The sequence below is a fragment of the Flavobacterium sp. NRK1 genome (assembly GCF_024054175.1).
Classification (GTDB): domain Bacteria; phylum Bacteroidota; class Bacteroidia; order Flavobacteriales; family Flavobacteriaceae; genus Flavobacterium.
Window position 1 is genome coordinate 586,733 of record NZ_JAMXLA010000001.1, and the last position, 14,903, is coordinate 601,635.

13 protein-coding genes and 1 tRNA gene are annotated in these 14,903 nt (G+C 34.8%); 4 read left to right on the forward strand and 10 right to left on the reverse strand.

All coding sequences use genetic code 11. The features are described from left to right. Window positions 1-31: 31 nt before the first annotated feature. Both NHE85_RS02890 and NHE85_RS02895 read right to left on the reverse strand, forming a co-directional pair. Window positions 32-406, reverse strand: a complete 375-nt coding sequence (locus tag NHE85_RS02890; protein WP_252809497.1) for a YegP family protein — start codon at window positions 404-406, stop codon at window positions 32-34. 146 nt (window positions 407-552) lie between these two features. After that, a complete protein-coding gene (locus tag NHE85_RS02895; protein ID WP_252809499.1) occupies window positions 553-1,110 on the reverse strand; it encodes a DUF6642 family protein in 558 nt (185 codons plus the stop codon). A 162-nt stretch (window positions 1,111-1,272) separates the two neighbouring features. Here NHE85_RS02895 and NHE85_RS02900 point away from each other — a divergent pair, with 162 nt between their 5' ends. From NHE85_RS02900 to NHE85_RS02915, 4 genes are all read left to right on the forward strand, one after another. Next, window positions 1,273-2,961, forward strand: coding sequence for an RluA family pseudouridine synthase (locus tag NHE85_RS02900; protein WP_252809501.1), 1,689 nt, complete (start codon window positions 1,273-1,275; stop codon window positions 2,959-2,961). A gap of 50 nt (window positions 2,962-3,011) precedes the next feature. After that, complete coding sequence (locus tag NHE85_RS02905; RefSeq protein WP_252809503.1) at window positions 3,012-3,590, forward strand: Crp/Fnr family transcriptional regulator; 579 nt, start codon at window positions 3,012-3,014, stop codon at window positions 3,588-3,590. Window positions 3,591-3,665: 75 nt separating this feature from the next. Beyond that, window positions 3,666-4,547 (forward strand): SDR family oxidoreductase, encoded by an 882-nt coding sequence (locus tag NHE85_RS02910; protein ID WP_252809505.1) that lies wholly within the window; start codon window positions 3,666-3,668, stop codon window positions 4,545-4,547. 211 nt (window positions 4,548-4,758) lie between these two features. Beyond that, complete coding sequence (locus tag NHE85_RS02915; RefSeq protein WP_252809507.1) at window positions 4,759-5,958, forward strand: low temperature requirement protein A; 1,200 nt, start codon at window positions 4,759-4,761, stop codon at window positions 5,956-5,958. A gap of 328 nt (window positions 5,959-6,286) precedes the next feature. On the opposite strand, the gene NHE85_RS02920 is transcribed toward NHE85_RS02915, so the two are convergent. From NHE85_RS02920 to NHE85_RS02955, 8 genes are all read right to left on the reverse strand, one after another. Further along, window positions 6,287-7,201: an oxidoreductase gene (locus NHE85_RS02920; protein ID WP_252809509.1), complete on the reverse strand. Its 915-nt coding sequence runs from the start codon at window positions 7,199-7,201 to the stop codon at window positions 6,287-6,289. A 239-nt stretch (window positions 7,202-7,440) separates the two neighbouring features. Next, window positions 7,441-7,893, reverse strand: a complete 453-nt coding sequence (locus tag NHE85_RS02925) for a carboxymuconolactone decarboxylase family protein (RefSeq protein WP_252809511.1) — start codon at window positions 7,891-7,893, stop codon at window positions 7,441-7,443. Between the two features lie 67 nt (window positions 7,894-7,960). Continuing rightward, window positions 7,961-8,536: a Crp/Fnr family transcriptional regulator gene (locus NHE85_RS02930; protein WP_252809513.1), complete on the reverse strand. Its 576-nt coding sequence runs from the start codon at window positions 8,534-8,536 to the stop codon at window positions 7,961-7,963. Between the two features lie 190 nt (window positions 8,537-8,726). Next, window positions 8,727-8,801: transfer RNA gene (locus NHE85_RS02935), tRNA-Val, on the reverse strand. A gap of 198 nt (window positions 8,802-8,999) precedes the next feature. Further along, entirely contained in the window at window positions 9,000-10,082 is a 1,083-nt protein-coding gene (locus tag NHE85_RS02940) for an aldose epimerase family protein (RefSeq protein ID WP_252809515.1), read from the reverse strand. A 103-nt stretch (window positions 10,083-10,185) separates the two neighbouring features. Next, on the reverse strand, window positions 10,186-11,400 hold the full coding sequence (locus tag NHE85_RS02945) for a folylpolyglutamate synthase/dihydrofolate synthase family protein (RefSeq protein ID WP_252809517.1): 1,215 nt from the start codon (window positions 11,398-11,400) through the stop codon (window positions 10,186-10,188). 60 nt (window positions 11,401-11,460) lie between these two features. Continuing rightward, window positions 11,461-12,687 (reverse strand): Glu/Leu/Phe/Val dehydrogenase dimerization domain-containing protein, encoded by a 1,227-nt coding sequence (locus NHE85_RS02950; RefSeq protein WP_252809518.1) that lies wholly within the window; start codon window positions 12,685-12,687, stop codon window positions 11,461-11,463. A 73-nt stretch (window positions 12,688-12,760) separates the two neighbouring features. Continuing rightward, window positions 12,761-14,803, reverse strand: a complete 2,043-nt coding sequence (locus tag NHE85_RS02955; RefSeq protein WP_252809519.1) for an ATP-binding protein — start codon at window positions 14,801-14,803, stop codon at window positions 12,761-12,763. Window positions 14,804-14,903: the final 100 nt, after the last annotated feature.

The window sequence follows — 14,903 nt, forward strand, 5'->3', positions numbered from 1 at the left end:
TATAAGATTCTTCATTTAAAATACCCGACAATTACTCCACGTCTGTAAAGACAGTCTCTGCCTCCGGAAAAACAAATTCATCTTCTGAAAAGTCAAGGGTTTCTGACAATGGTACATATTTCATAATTTCATCTATACCTTTTTTAAGGCTTAGTTCTGTAAAATATTTCCGGCTGGTTGCCAGCACTAAACCTCCTTTTGATAACCTGAAGAAATATTTGCCTGAAGCTGTAGCATTTTTTGTAAAAGCAAACAGCGCTATATTTTCTCTGATGCCTGATATCATTAATTCGCAATCAGACTTCTGCTTACAGCTAATACTGGTAAATATAGTTTTACCTTTTCTTGACGTAAAAACAAATTTATATTCGCCATTATATCGCTTACTAATAACAAACATTCCCATAGTCAATTCAAAATAAATTCTATTAACGCTTTATACAATCAAACTTAAATATAAGCAAAATTAATAGAATTAAAATGGGATAAAAGAGAAGACTATAATAGTTATCAAGAAAACTGTTGTTTATGTAAAGAGAAAAAAAGAAGCCTTTAATAATACAATCTAAAATCGAGCAGTTTACAAAGTGCATACTGCTTTTGATGCAATTCCTCTACAATTTCAATTACATTATCTTCTTCCTGGCATAAAGTAAAAAAAAGTTTATCAAGGCCGCTACTGGAAACGTGACCTGATGCTACTCCATATCCTGAAATTGCTCTCGCCCCTGTAACATCTAAAAAATATTGAGCTTCCTCTTCAGACAGGTCGAGGACTTTAGCATTTGCAAAATGCAGAATTTTTCCTTTCATCCTGCCTTCAAAAAGCTCAGCAATCTCCTCTATGCTGTAATAATAATCATTAAGGCATATATTGTTCTTTTCACCCTGCATTACTAAATAAATTATTTCATAATTTTTAAAATTATGATCTTCATAAAGTAGTGCATTTAAGCTTTCTTCAAGTCCTTCTATTGTATCACAGGTTTTATAAATACTGTCAATTCCCTGCTCAAAAGCAAGTTGTTCCAGATTTAATAAAACTGCAGTAGAAACTTCAATTTCAGCATCAGGCACAGCTTCAAGGCAGAAAATAAACTTATCATCCATAATTTTAGGTATTTTTTGAATAGATACAAAAATACATTTTATAAAGAAATGATAGGGATTAGCGTAATAAGCTTTAGTTAAAACAAACAACTCTTTATGTTGCAAACTATAAAAACAAAAGAATATCTATTACTTTCGCACAATTAAATGCAACATATAAAAGTGAGCCAAAAAGTCCAAAATAATATTATCTACTTTACTGAAAATTCAATAAAGGATATAACGTTACCCGAGCGTTTTACCTTCCCTTTTTATTATGAACCTCATCCACTAACTATAGTTGCAGCGAACGAGTTACAACATTATCTGGAAACACAGACAGATCTGGATCATAATTTCGGACTTATTAAAAACCAGCAGGGAATTGTTATTGGTAAAATGTTTGGTGTTTTGGTGGTTAAGGATACCGAAGGAAAATTAGGATATTTATCTGCATTTTCAGGGAAACTAGCAGATTCTAACGACCACCCTATGTTTGTTCCGCCAGTATTTGACATGCTCGTTGAAGACAGCTTTTTTCTTAAGGAGCAGGAAATACTCAACGCAATTAATCATAAGGTTAAAGAAATAGAATCGGACGAAAAATATAAAAATTTAAAACGAGATTTTGCAGAATTCTCAACTCAGGCCGCTAAAGAAATTGCAGCGCTGAAACAGCGTTTAAAAAGCAATAAAGCATATAGAAAAGATCTTCGCGCAAGACGTAAAAATAATATTCCTGAGACAGATTACGCACGGTTTGAAGCTTATTTAGTCCGCTTCAGCCATTATGACAATCATCAGTATTCGCTCCTCACAAATAAATGGAAGAAAAATTTAGATGAAATACAATCAGAATTAGCACAATACGAAAATACAATTGAAACTCTAAAAAAAGAACGCAGGGAAAAATCGGCAGCTTTACAGCTTCAGCTTTTCGAACAATATTCCTTTTTAAACAAAGCGGGTAAAAAGAAAAGCCTGCATGCTATTTTCAGTAACACTGTTTTCGGGAAACCTCCGGCCGGTGCCGGTGAGTGTGCTACACCAAAATTACTGCAATACGCCTTTCTTAACGGATATGAACCGATAGCAATGGCAGAGTTCTGGTGGGGTGCCCCGCCAAAATCTGAAGTAAGGAAACACAAGCAGTTTTATCCTGCCTGTACCGGAAAATGCAAACCAATACTTGAGCATATGCTTGAAGGGATTCCGCTAGATCAAAATCCGCTTTTAGTTAATCAGGGGGAAGGCAAAAAACTTGAAATACTATATGAAGACGATAGTTTTGTGGTAGTAAACAAGCCTGCCGAATTACTTTCAGTACCTGGTATTGCCGTTCAGGATTCAGTATATACAAGGCTACAGGCAATATTCGCCACTATTGAACCCCTTATAATACATCGCCTTGACATGTCGACTTCGGGTTTACTGGTTGTGGCGAAAGCAAAAGAAGCGCACAAACATATTCAAAAACAATTTTTAAAACGTACGGTAAAAAAACGTTATTCTGCATTACTTTCAAATGTAATTAACGGAGAAGAAGGTGAGATTACACTTCCGTTGCGAGGAGATCTGGATAACAGGCCTAGGCAGTTAGTTTGTTTTGAATTTGGAAAAAAGGCAATAACCAAATGGAAAGTTACCGAAAGGAAGGATACAACTACTAAAGTGCATTTTTGGCCTCTTACTGGACGAACACATCAATTAAGGATGCACGCGGCTCATGAATCAGGGCTTAATGCGCCTATAGTGGGAGATGATCTATATGGAACTTCATCAAACAGATTACATCTCCATGCCGCATATTTAGAATTTACACACCCGATAACAAACGAAACCATGAAGTTTGAAGTAATCGAGGACTTTTAAAATAAAAACAGTATTCATTTTAGATAAATAATATTTGATATTTTTGTAAAATGCTGTCCGAATTTGAAAACTATTTAAAATCAAAAACCAGCCTGACTGATGATGAAATACATATCATTAGCAGCTCAGCTTTACGTCAAAATCTTAACCGTAATGAACTAGTGCTTAAAGCTGGAAGCGTTTGCCGTCATAAAGTGTTTGTTGTAAAAGGTATGCTCCGTACATTTAGCACAAGTACAAACGGCAATGAACACATCCTGCAATTTTCACCTGAACTAACCTGGACACTTGATGTAGAAAGTTACGATAAAGAAATACCTTCACAAGTAAATATAGAAGCAATAGAACCTACAGAGGTATTGCTGTGGACTAAGAAAGATTTTACCAGGTTTTTAAATGAAATTCCGGAATTCAAAAAATTATCACAGCAGATTATATCTTATAACATTTATTATAACAGGCAGCGGATGCTTACAGCTCTTAGTGCTACACCCGAAGAAAAATATGAGGATTTCACTAAACGTTTCCCTTCACTTTTGTTGCGATTACCGTTACGAATGATCGCATCTTACCTTGGCATATCTATTAAAACGCTTACGAGGATCCGTCATTCCCAATTGCATCGCTAAATAAAATATGGTCAAATGACCACGTTTTTAAGTGCCCTGTAATTTTACTTTGCAGTATCTTAAAACTAAAATATTATGCGTGTATTTGTTACTGGAGCCTCCGGTTTTGTTGGCTCCGCTATTGTAGATGAATTATTAACAGCCGGACATACGGTTCTTGGTCTCGTAAGGTCTGAAAGTTCAGCACAAAAACTAAAAGAATCAGGCGCCGAAGTAGTAATGGGAGACATCAATGATCCTGATGTTATTCGCAAAGGTGCAATTTCCTGCGATGCTGTAATCCACACCGCTTTCAATCATGACTTCTCTAGATATTCTCAAAGCTGCGAAGATGACCGAAAAGTAATCGAATTTTTTAGTGATGCACTTTCCGGAACACAAAAACCATTCGTCATCACTTCTGCCGTGGGAATACTTCGAAGCGAAAAAGCTATTACAGAAGACGATAAACCGGCAAGTTCAGCCAGCGTAGCCAGAGCTGCATCAGAAGAAGCTGCATGGGAGGCATCAGCTAAAGGAGTGAATACCTATATTGTCCGCCTCCCTATTGTACATGGTAAAGACGACCACGGTTTTATTCCTATTGTTATTGAGATGAATAAAGAGAAAGGACAATGCGGTTATATAGGTGAAGGCCTTAACAGGTGGCCAGCAGTACACAGAGAAGATGCCGCCAGTTTATACAGGCTTATTATTGAGAAACAGCCTGAACAAAAAGTTTTTCACCCTGTAGCCGAAGAAGGCGTATCTTTTAAAGAGATCGCTGAAACTATTAGCAAAGGTATTTCTCTTCCTGCAAAAAGCCTGAGCCATGATGAAGCAGAAGCACATTTCGGCTGGTTTACACATTTTGCTGCCATGGATGGCTACGCCTCTAGTGAAAAGACCAGACAAATACTTAACTGGACACCTACACAAATTAATTTTATAAAAGATTTAGAAGATAATTATTTTTAGAAAAGTTATTTAAGATCAATGCAAATTACTGAAGTGCTCAGTAATTCTGAAATTTTCTTCTCCTTATCTTGATTAAAAAAATAAGAATCCTGCTCAGAATCTGAGCAGGATTTTTTTATCAACTTATTTTCATAACACCTGCTATTGTGCTTATTGTCTTTAACAATTATTCCATACATTTATCTTTATCTAAGTCTTATTGCTCTTATATATGGAACTGAAGAAGAAAATATCTATATGGTGGGGTCCTCCAAAAGATTTCAACACTAAACAGGAAAAACGCAGAATTAGCTGGCTCGAATTATTTTATGATTTAGTATATGTTATTGCCATATCAAGGATTACACACAACTTATCTAACGATATGAACACAGAAGGATTCATAAAATACGCCTGCCTGTTTTCATTAATATTCTGGGGATGGCTTAATGGAAGTTTACATCATGATCTGCACGGTAACCAGGGATTAAGAACAAGACTAATGATGCTTTGGCAGATGATGATAATTGCAGCATTGGCAATAACTATTAACAAAACTCATGAAAATTACGCCTTTATAACCATAGTTTTTATGATTATGCAGCTCTATATTACTTATCAATGGTGGAGTGTCGGATTTTATGATAAGTCTCATCGTAAATACAGTTGGCCCTATACAGTATTGTTTCTTTTATCATTTTGTTTAATGGGCTTATCATTATTCATATCACATTCCTGGTTAAAGATTATTTTCCCATTTATCCTTATATGTAATTATGCCCCTCCCTTTATAACACACAAACTTTTGTTGCGTTCTGCACAAGATCTTGATTTATCGTCAAGCATGTTTGAACGATTAGGACTGTTTACAATAATCATTTTTGGAGAGTTGGTATTGGGTGTAGTAAACGGTATTAATGAGATTGAAATATTAAATTTTTCCGACTGGTTAAATTTTGCAATTGGCATTTCGGTAATTTTTTCACTTTGGTGGATATTTTTCACTTTTATATCTTCAAGGGAGGTAAAAAAAGGGCTTGACAAAGCATCGCTTCTTGAGATACTCTATATACCGGGGTTAATATCGTTAGGCATCATTGGTGCTTCATTTACAGTTTTTTTTGGAAAGGATTTTGAAAGCAGTATGCGACAAATAATCGGATTCGGAATCGCTGTATTTTTATTCTGTATTTTTCTGTTAATGAAGCTATTGGAATATCCGGATGTTTTTGACACTTTAAAGCAGCCTATGCGATTTTCCCTTTTAGTGACGGCATTACTGTTTTTTGTTGTTTCTTTAATTAATTTCACATTGCCAGTAACTTACTATCTGGCTATAACTGCATTTATCCTTGCTATAGAAATTACCTATCTTAACTATAAATATTATAAAAAGCTTATTAAAGAAGGAATTGATCCTTCGGAAGTATAATATCAGAAATTAATTATATAAAACAAAAAACTCTTCAGTTTCCTGAAGAGTTTTTAAATCTGTGGCCCTAACAGGACAGTTTCGAACCATTTCAAGAGTGATCTACTTAAATTGAAAAGCTAAAAAAAATGTTGTAAAAGAAAAGCTTTGCAATGAAGTATTTGGTGTGATAGCTGAAATGGACGTTATTATAGTGCTAATTATCATTTTAAATAAAAGTTTCTTAAATATTAAAATATATGGCAGTACTATATTTGTATCGGCTTTAAATGTGGCATATTCTTTAATCTTAATCAGAATGTGCTAGCTCATCACAATTCTTTCTCTGTTATTCAAAATTAAAATTCACTAAAGTTGTATCTTCAGCATACCTCCATAGTTTTTTAGCTAATTCTTTATCATTCATTGCTGATGTGCTGTATTTCGACAACGCTGGATATCCTGAAAATTCCTTTTCTCCATCCGGCCCGAAAAACTCACCTCCTTTTACCGACGCATCTGTTGCTGCAAATAACGATGGCAACGCTCCTTGCCATGGATCCATTACATCACTATACTCGGCAAACATACCTTCCAATTGTTCTTCAGGAATGTGGCGTTGTAAATCGGTTCTTGTAACGCCGGGATGTACGGCTGTAGAAAGCATATCCATTCCTACTGCTTTTAGTTTTCTGTTTAGTTCGTATGTGAATAGAATATCAGCCAGCTTGCTGACCGCGTACGAGTTCCATTCGTTGTAAGGCTTTTCTAACTTTAGGTTCTCAAAATCAATCCCATCCGTTAAGGTGGCAGCACCGCTGGAGAGCATAACAACTCTTGCATTTGGTGACTTTTTTAATATCTGAAATAAATGTCCAGTCAGTGCAAAATGCCCTAAAAAATTTACACCAAACTGTAATTCAAATCCGTCATCGGTTTTGGATGCGGGAGGTATCATCACTCCGGCATTGTTAATTAAAATATCAAGTTGAGTATGCTTGCTTTTAAAATCATCAGTAAAAGATTTAATTTGAGTAAGGTTAGCAAGATTTATGATACCGATTTCCAAAATTCCTGATGATCTGGTTTCTGATTTGATTTTTTCAACCGCTGCTTTTGCCTTCTTTTCATCTCTTGCTGCAAGCGTAACATTTGCTCCTTTTTCATAAAGTGCTATTACGGTTTCGTATCCTATACCGGTATTGCCTCCGGTTACAAGGGCTGTTTTACCTGTTAAGTCAGGTATATTTTCTTTTGTCCACATAGTTATATTATTAAATGTTCTTATTTTTATTAACAATAATCCTCAACAAGCAACTCATTGTATTGACTGTAATATTTTGAGAATCGAAGACCAGGAAATTTAACCTTCCTCCAAGGTATTCCAAAGATAGAATATGAAATCCCGCTTTTGAAAAGCCTTCCGTCAACAGTTGAATAAGAAATTACCGAATACGCAGACACTCTCCAGGAAGTAATAACTGTGATCTTCTTACAATAGTTTTAAGCAAGACTTTGTCCAATCTGTAAGCGGGTGGTTAGCACAATCCTGTTCCAAAGATTGATGGTAATAACGGCAGTTATAATGTCTGCAATTTGGGCTTCGCTAAAAAACTGTAAGGCATTTGAATAGGTTTCATCTGATAATCCATTTTGATGGATTAATGTTACTTCTTCCGTTATTGCCAAAACTACTTTTTCTTCTTCTGTAAAAATACCCTCAGCTTCTCTCCAAGCATTCAGTAAAAATATACGCTGATTTGTTTCACCATTTTTAATTGCATCATTAGTGTGAATATTGATGCAGTATGCACAACCATTAATTTGTGAAGCACGTATTTTTATAAGTTCTTTAGTTGTCTTAGAAATAGAAGCCGTTGAAAGATACATTTCTAAACCAATCATCGCTTTTAGTGCGTTTGGAGCAACTTCCTTAATATTAAGTCGTTTTTGCATTGTTTTGTTCTTTAAAATTGTTCAATGCAAAATTGGAGATTAAGTAAATGAAAAAACTTAAACTGGTTTAAGAAAGAAGCCTTTTGCGGATTTCACTTAAATATTCTGGAGTAAATCCGAGATATGAAGCGATTAAATATTGAGGAACACGTTGCACAAAATCGGGATGATTTTTAACTGCTTGGTAATAAAATTCTTCTTTCGAGAATGAAAAAAGAAATTTAATGCGCTTTTGGGCTGCTGCATAGGCGCGCTGATATACAAAACGGAAATACCGTTCCATTACCGGAAATTTCTCAAGTAGCTTTACTTGGTTCTCTTGAGTGATAGATAGGACAACAGATTTTTCCACAGCTTGAATATAAAATTCTGTAGGAACTTTGTGTTCATATGCAAAGTTATCAGTGAGCCACCACGTTTCAATAGCAAATTCAGTGGTCTGCTCTGTTCCTTTCTCGTTGATATAAAATTTTCTGAGTAAGCCCGTTAATACAAAATAATGATGCTGACAAATTTGCCCTTCTTCTAATATATTTTGCTTCTTAGTTAACACTTTAGTATCAAAGAATTTTCGGATTTCTTCAAATTCCTCATCGGAAATTTGAACGAACTTTTCAATATGTTGCTGAAATATCAAAGACATTAGGTGTTGATAATTTTTCTTATGAATCAAAAATACAAATTAAATCCTTAATAGTAAATCTCTTATGCTAAAGAGAAATTAATTGCGATAAGAAACTCACCTCTACATCTAAGAAATAAAAAAATTCAATTTTTTTTATTTCTTAGATGTAGAATGAAAAAAGCCGAAACTTTCGTTTCGGCTTTTCTTGTGGGCGATGAGGGATTCGAACCCCCGACCCTCTCGGTGTAAACGAGATGCTCTGAACCAACTGAGCTAATCGCCCTTTTATAGTTGCAAACCTCACTGTGATTAGTTCCGTATTGCGAGTGCAAATATAGCTCTCTTTTTGACATCTGCAAATAATAAATTAAAAAAATGCAAAATTTACATTCCTAATATTGTCAGTTTCTATAACCAAAACTTTTAAAGCATTAAAAAATAATATTATACAAAAACCCTGCACCGTTATTTTTTTTAAAAATTATTTTACTGAAAAACTATATAAAGACATACTATGATATATTTCTCCGGGCTTCACTATTATAGTTGGAAATGATGGCTGGTTAGGCGAGTCGGGAAAATGTTGTGTTTCCATTGCAAAAGCTGTTCTGTAATCATCTTTTGCGCCCGACTTAAATGTGTTTTTACCTTGCATAAAGTTTCCGCTATAAAACTGCAATCCCGGTTCTTGTGTATAAATATTCATTACAACACCTGATTTATCTCCGGTAACTGTAGCAGCATGATTTAATCCGTTTACCTTCTTACCACCTAAAACAAAATTATGGTCATACCCTGCCCCATTTGTAAGCTGCTCATTTTTAGCAGAAATGCGCTCACCTATAGTATGAGGTTTCATAAAGTCAAAAGGAGTATCAATAACGCTCTCCAGTTTACCGGAAGGTATAAGCCCACCATCTACGGGCGTGTATTTTTCAGCATAAATTTGTACTTCGTGATTTAATATGGTTCCGCTTCCCTCTCCATTCAGGTTAAAGAATGCATGATTAGTAAGATTTACAGGCGTTGCCTTATCTGTTGTTGCCTCATATTCCATTTTAAGGGATCTGTCATCAGTAAGAGAATAAGTGACTTTAACATTGAGATTACCAGGGAAACCCTGCTCTCCGTCGGGTGACAAATAGGACAGGGCTAAAGTATTTTTATCGGGCATTTCCGCATTCCATACAACATATTGAAATCCTTTAATTCCGCCATGTAAAGTATTCTCTCCATTATTAACAGGTATGCTATATTCTTTACTATCAATTGTAAATTTTCCTTTTGCAATCCTGTTACCTACTCTTCCTATAGTAGCTCCAAAATAAGGTTCGGTAGCATTAGCATATTCTTTTGCACTGTTAAGCCCCACCACAACATCTGTCATCTCCCCATTGCTGTCTTTTACCCAAAGTCCCACAAGACGGCCTCCAAAGTTGGTAAACGCTGCTTTTATATCTTTGTTTTCAAGCCAGTAAAGTTTTACCTGTTTACCATCTATCAGGGTATCAAAATCTTTTGCAGAAATATCTTCAGCCAAAGCCTTATTTTCAGGCCTGGGCATTTCTCTCTCTTTTTTACAAGATATCACTGTTATTAAAGCAAACAAAAACAAAATATTTAATCCTGATATTCTCATTACATATATAATTTAAATTATATTAAAACTATAAAACTTCTGCCACTACAAACGTACTTCCTCCCACATAAATAAAATCATCGTGTGAAGAATCTGATAAAGCTGCCTGGTAAGCTGCCTCAACGGAAGCATACACATAACCATTGAGATTAAATGCGGCAGCAGCTTCATGCAGTAACTCCGCATCAAAACCTCTTGACACATTAGGCTTACAGAAATAATAAATTGCGGTTTTGGGCAACAATGGTAAAATTTCAGATAAATCTTTATCGTTTACTACACCAAAAACAATCCGTAATTTATTAAATTTCTGGCTTTGCAGCTGATTCATAACAATTTTAAGTCCGTGGCTGTTATGTGCAGTATCTGCAATCGCTATAGGGTTGCTGTATATTTGCTGCCATCTGCCTAAAAATCCGGTATTGCTCACCACATTTAGCAGGCCCTTTGCTATTGCTTTTTCCGGTACTGATAAATATTGCTGTAATACCTCTATGGTTTTTACTACCGTTTTCCTGTTGCTAAACTGGTAATCTCCAACTAAATCTGATGGATAATCAGTAGTAACCTCATCTGAAGCAAAAAACAAAGGTGAACTTTCCAGTTTCGCTTTCGCTTCAAACACAGGCTTTGTTTCACTATTATATTCACCAATAACTACAGGAATACCAGGTTTTATAATACCTGCTTTTTCTCCGGCTATAGCAGTAAGTGTATTACCAAGGAACTGGGTATGATCCATACCTATATTGGTAATTACCGAAACTAATGGGGTTATAACATTTGTAGAATCAAGCCTGCCGCCTAAGCCTGTTTCAATAATGGCAATATCTACATTTTCATGTTTAAAATATTCAAAAGCCAAACCTACAGTCATTTCAAAAAAGCTAAGATTGTTTGCTTCAAAAAAAGCTTTATTCTGCTCTATGAAGCTGCACAAAAAATTTTCGGGTATATCTTTACCATTAATTTTAATACGCTCCCTGAAATCTTTAAGGTGTGGCGAAGTATAAAGCCCTGTTTTATAGCCAGCTTCCTGTAATATTGAAGCCAGCATATTAGACACAGAACCTTTACCGTTTGTACCGGCAATGTGTATTGTTTTTATTTCTTTTTCAGGGTTACCCAAATGCGCTGTAAGCAAAAGAGTATTCGTTAAATCTACTTTGTAGGCTGATGCCCCCTGCATTTGATACATTGGTAACTGGGCAAACATCCATTCTACAGTTTCTTTGTATGTCATAATAAAAAATGACAGAGATTAATCTGTCATTAAAAATAATATTTTTATTTATTGTATAACTTAAACAAGCTGTTTTAATGCAATTTCAAAAGCAGTATGGCTAATATTAAGCTTAGATGAATTAAGAGAATGCACATTTGCAATAGCTTTTCTGATAGTTTCAGAGGTGTCATTGAAAACAGCTTCATCCGTCATACCCACTTTTTTCTCCATAAAATAGGCAAATACTCTTGCCATACCACAATTAGAAATAAAGTCTGGTATTAAGCTTACTTTACTATCAGTTGCCTCCATAATAGGACCAAAGAAAATTTCTTTGTCTGCAAACGGAACGTTAGCACCACATGAAATAACTTCAAGGCCCGAAGCTATCATATTATCTATCTGTCCCTGAGTAACAAGTCTTGAAGCAGCGCAAGGCGCAAAAATTTCAGCTCCCACTTTCCAAATCTCTTCATTAATAGTTTCAAACGGAATCATATTGTCAGCAACAAGTTTGTTACCATCTTTATTAAGAAATAATTGTTTGATTTCCTCAAAACTAAAACCATCCTTATTAATAACTCCCCCGTCACGGTCTATAATACCAACTACTTTAGCTCCCATTTCAGCAAGATAAAATGCCGCTGCAGAACCTACATTACCAAACCCCTGAACAATAGCTTTTTTACCTGCTACAGAACCTCCGTAAATACTATAAAAATGACGAACTGCCTCCGCAACACCATAACCTGTAATCATATCAGCTACAGTATATTTTCTGTTTACATCAGGCGAGAATGCTGGGTTTTCGATAACCTTTACTACACCCTGGCGTAATTGTCCTATCCTGTTTATCTTATCTGCCTCACTTGGTTTAAAATGTCCGTTAAATACACCTTCCTGCGGATGCCATACACCACACTCTTCTGTCATAGGTATAACCTCATGTATTTCGTCTACATTAAGATCGCCACCTGTACCATAATAACTTTTAAGCAGCGGAGACACAGCTTTATACCATCTTTGCAGTACACCCTCTTTTCGTGGATCTGCAGGATCAAAATTAATTCCTGATTTTGCACCACCTATAGCAGGACCAGAAACAGAAAACTTTACTTCCATTGTTTTAGCAAGTGAAAGTACCTCGTTCATATCAAGGCCTTTTCTCATTCTTGTTCCACCTCCGGCAGCTCCGCCTCTTAACGAGTTGATCACCGTCCACCCTTCGGCTCCAGTTTCAGAATCTTTCCAGTTAAATACTATTTCAGGTTGTTTATTTTCAAATTTACTTAGTAAATCTTTCATTTGTTTGTATTTTTATAAATCCGCACAAATATATGAAACATATAAATGACAAATCTGCATTTTAGCGATAATCTTAAATTGGGAATAAAAGCTGAATAACTACCCCCGCACCCGGCTGTGAATTGATTTGCAATGTTCCATTAAGTGCGTCCGTCCTTTTCTTAAGATTTTTTAAACCAATTCCTCCTTTGGCCTTTTCAGGATCAAATCCTTTACCATTGTCTGCAATAATGATACTTATATCATCTCCGCTTAAAGCTATTTTTACTTTTGCTAAAGTTGCATGAGAATACTTATTAATGTTCTGTAATGTTTCCTGTATTATCCTGTAAATATTAACCTTATAAATATTAGACATGTTTTCCCAGTTTATTTCAGGGTCAATTTCAGCTTCAAATTCTGTATCAAAATTATTCTTCTGAGATGTTATCATAAATTCGAGCATATTTTCAAAACTTTGCTCTTTATTAAACAATGCATTTTTACTAAGGTCGTGCGAAACTCCCCTTATCTCGGATTCTACACCCTGAAGTTCTTTTATATACTCTTTACGTTTTGCTATAGATTCCTCATCTGTTTTTTTATTTATAAATTCAAGGTTAAGCCGTAGTGCATATATATTATTTAAAATACCGTCATGCAGTTCCATTGCAATGCGTGATTTTTCTTCAGTTTTTGCAGATTCAATTTTATTTTGCTGCTCAAACATCAATTCATAAATCTCTTCATTTGCTTTTTGCTGTTCCTGAATTAATAATAATTCTTTATTACGCGAATTCAGATAATAAATAATAAAAATAGCAGCAATAAAAAGCACAACTACAACCGATACTCCTATTATAAAGCTATTTTTCTTTGCCAGCGCTTCTTTTTCATTTATTATTCTTTCAGTATCATATTCAATCCTGGCAAATTTGTTTTTGGTATTTTCTGCTATCTGCTGAAGACTGTCATTTACAGTCATATACCTTTTAATGTAAAAATCATTATCTTTTTTATCAATAACCAGCAGTATTCTTAAGCTGGTAAGTAAATCATAATTACTCTTTTCGGTTTCAGCTTTAGAATAAGCAGTTCTTAAATAATTAATAGCCTTTACTGTGTCTTTTTTATACAAACTATATTCTCCTAAAGCGACATTGCTGGCAATAACACCCTGTTCATCGCCAAGGCTATCTCTTATTTTTAACGACTTATAAAACAATTCCGGTATCTGAGATTCATCTCCCGATTTATATTTTGCAGCAGCAAGACTATTTAACAATTTTGAATATAAACTAGCCCAGCTTTTAGTTTCCGGAAACTCTAATGCCTTATTATAAATTTCGATGGCTTTTTTATACTTACCCATTTTTGAATAAGCATTACCCATATTATTATAACATATAGCTTTATTAATAATAATATCTTTATCAGTATAACCTTCATCTTTATAATCTTCATCAAGAATATCAAAGGCCATTCCAAAATATTCTATCGCAGCTTCATTCTTGTTTGCCCCATCAAGAGCCGATGCAATAAGATTATAACAATTATAAAGATCTGAAGGATTATTTTCTATTCGCAAAAGCTTCAGTGCCCTGAAAGCTTCATCTTCGCAAAGCACATATTCGCCAACGTGATAATAAATGTAAGCTTTATATAAAACTATTTCTCCAAGTGTCCTTGAATCCGTGTTTTTAAATTTAGTATATAGTTTTTCAGCACCTCCGTAGAAATAATATGCGCTGTCAAGATCAGATTTACCATAATAGGATACTCCTAAAAAATGCAGCCCTTTAGCCATCCCCAATGTATCTTTTGCCTTTACTGACATTTTATACATTTTCCTGCTGGCTTTAATAGCCTTATTATATAGGTTAAGATTATAGTAACTTACTGCCGCCTGCCTAAAATAATAACGTGTAAGTGAGTCATTTTCAGAGGAACTAATTTCTCCGTAGATTGTATCGGTATAGGCTCTCCTTTTAATAGTATCTAAATTGAAATCTCTTGATAGCTCAATAAGAGAATCAATACGGTTTTTAGGCGTATTATTCTGAACTGTAGTTTTTTTACAGGAAATACAGAAAAAAAATACTCCTGTAAGTATATATAATAAGTATTGGCGTATCATCAAAATTTTTGAGGGCAATAGTTTAAATTAACTATTGCCCTCAAAAATAATGTTTTTTATATAAATACTTATGCTCTGATTGGAGGTTTTGGAAGCTGGT

Coding starts and splice junctions, on each gene's coding strand:
- NHE85_RS02945 (WP_252809517.1), bottom strand. CDS start 11,400: ATGACATACAAAGAAACTGTAGAATGGATGTTTGCCCAGTTACCAATG.
- NHE85_RS02905 (WP_252809503.1), top strand. CDS start 3,012: ATGCTGTCCGAATTTGAAAACTATTTAAAATCAAAAACCAGCCTGACT.
- NHE85_RS02930 (WP_252809513.1), bottom strand. CDS start 8,536: ATGTCTTTGATATTTCAGCAACATATTGAAAAGTTCGTTCAAATTTCC.
- NHE85_RS02910 (WP_252809505.1), top strand. CDS start 3,666: ATGCGTGTATTTGTTACTGGAGCCTCCGGTTTTGTTGGCTCCGCTATT.
- NHE85_RS02915 (WP_252809507.1), top strand. CDS start 4,759: ATGGAACTGAAGAAGAAAATATCTATATGGTGGGGTCCTCCAAAAGAT.
- NHE85_RS02925 (WP_252809511.1), bottom strand. CDS start 7,893: ATGCAAAAACGACTTAATATTAAGGAAGTTGCTCCAAACGCACTAAAA.
- NHE85_RS02895 (WP_252809499.1), bottom strand. CDS start 1,110: ATGGATGATAAGTTTATTTTCTGCCTTGAAGCTGTGCCTGATGCTGAA.
- NHE85_RS02890 (WP_252809497.1), bottom strand. CDS start 406: ATGGGAATGTTTGTTATTAGTAAGCGATATAATGGCGAATATAAATTT.
- NHE85_RS02940 (WP_252809515.1), bottom strand. CDS start 10,082: ATGCCCAGGCCTGAAAATAAGGCTTTGGCTGAAGATATTTCTGCAAAA.
- NHE85_RS02920 (WP_252809509.1), bottom strand. CDS start 7,201: ATGTGGACAAAAGAAAATATACCTGACTTAACAGGTAAAACAGCCCTT.
- NHE85_RS02955 (WP_252809519.1), bottom strand. CDS start 14,803: ATGATACGCCAATACTTATTATATATACTTACAGGAGTATTTTTTTTC.
- NHE85_RS02950 (WP_252809518.1), bottom strand. CDS start 12,687: ATGAAAGATTTACTAAGTAAATTTGAAAATAAACAACCTGAAATAGTA.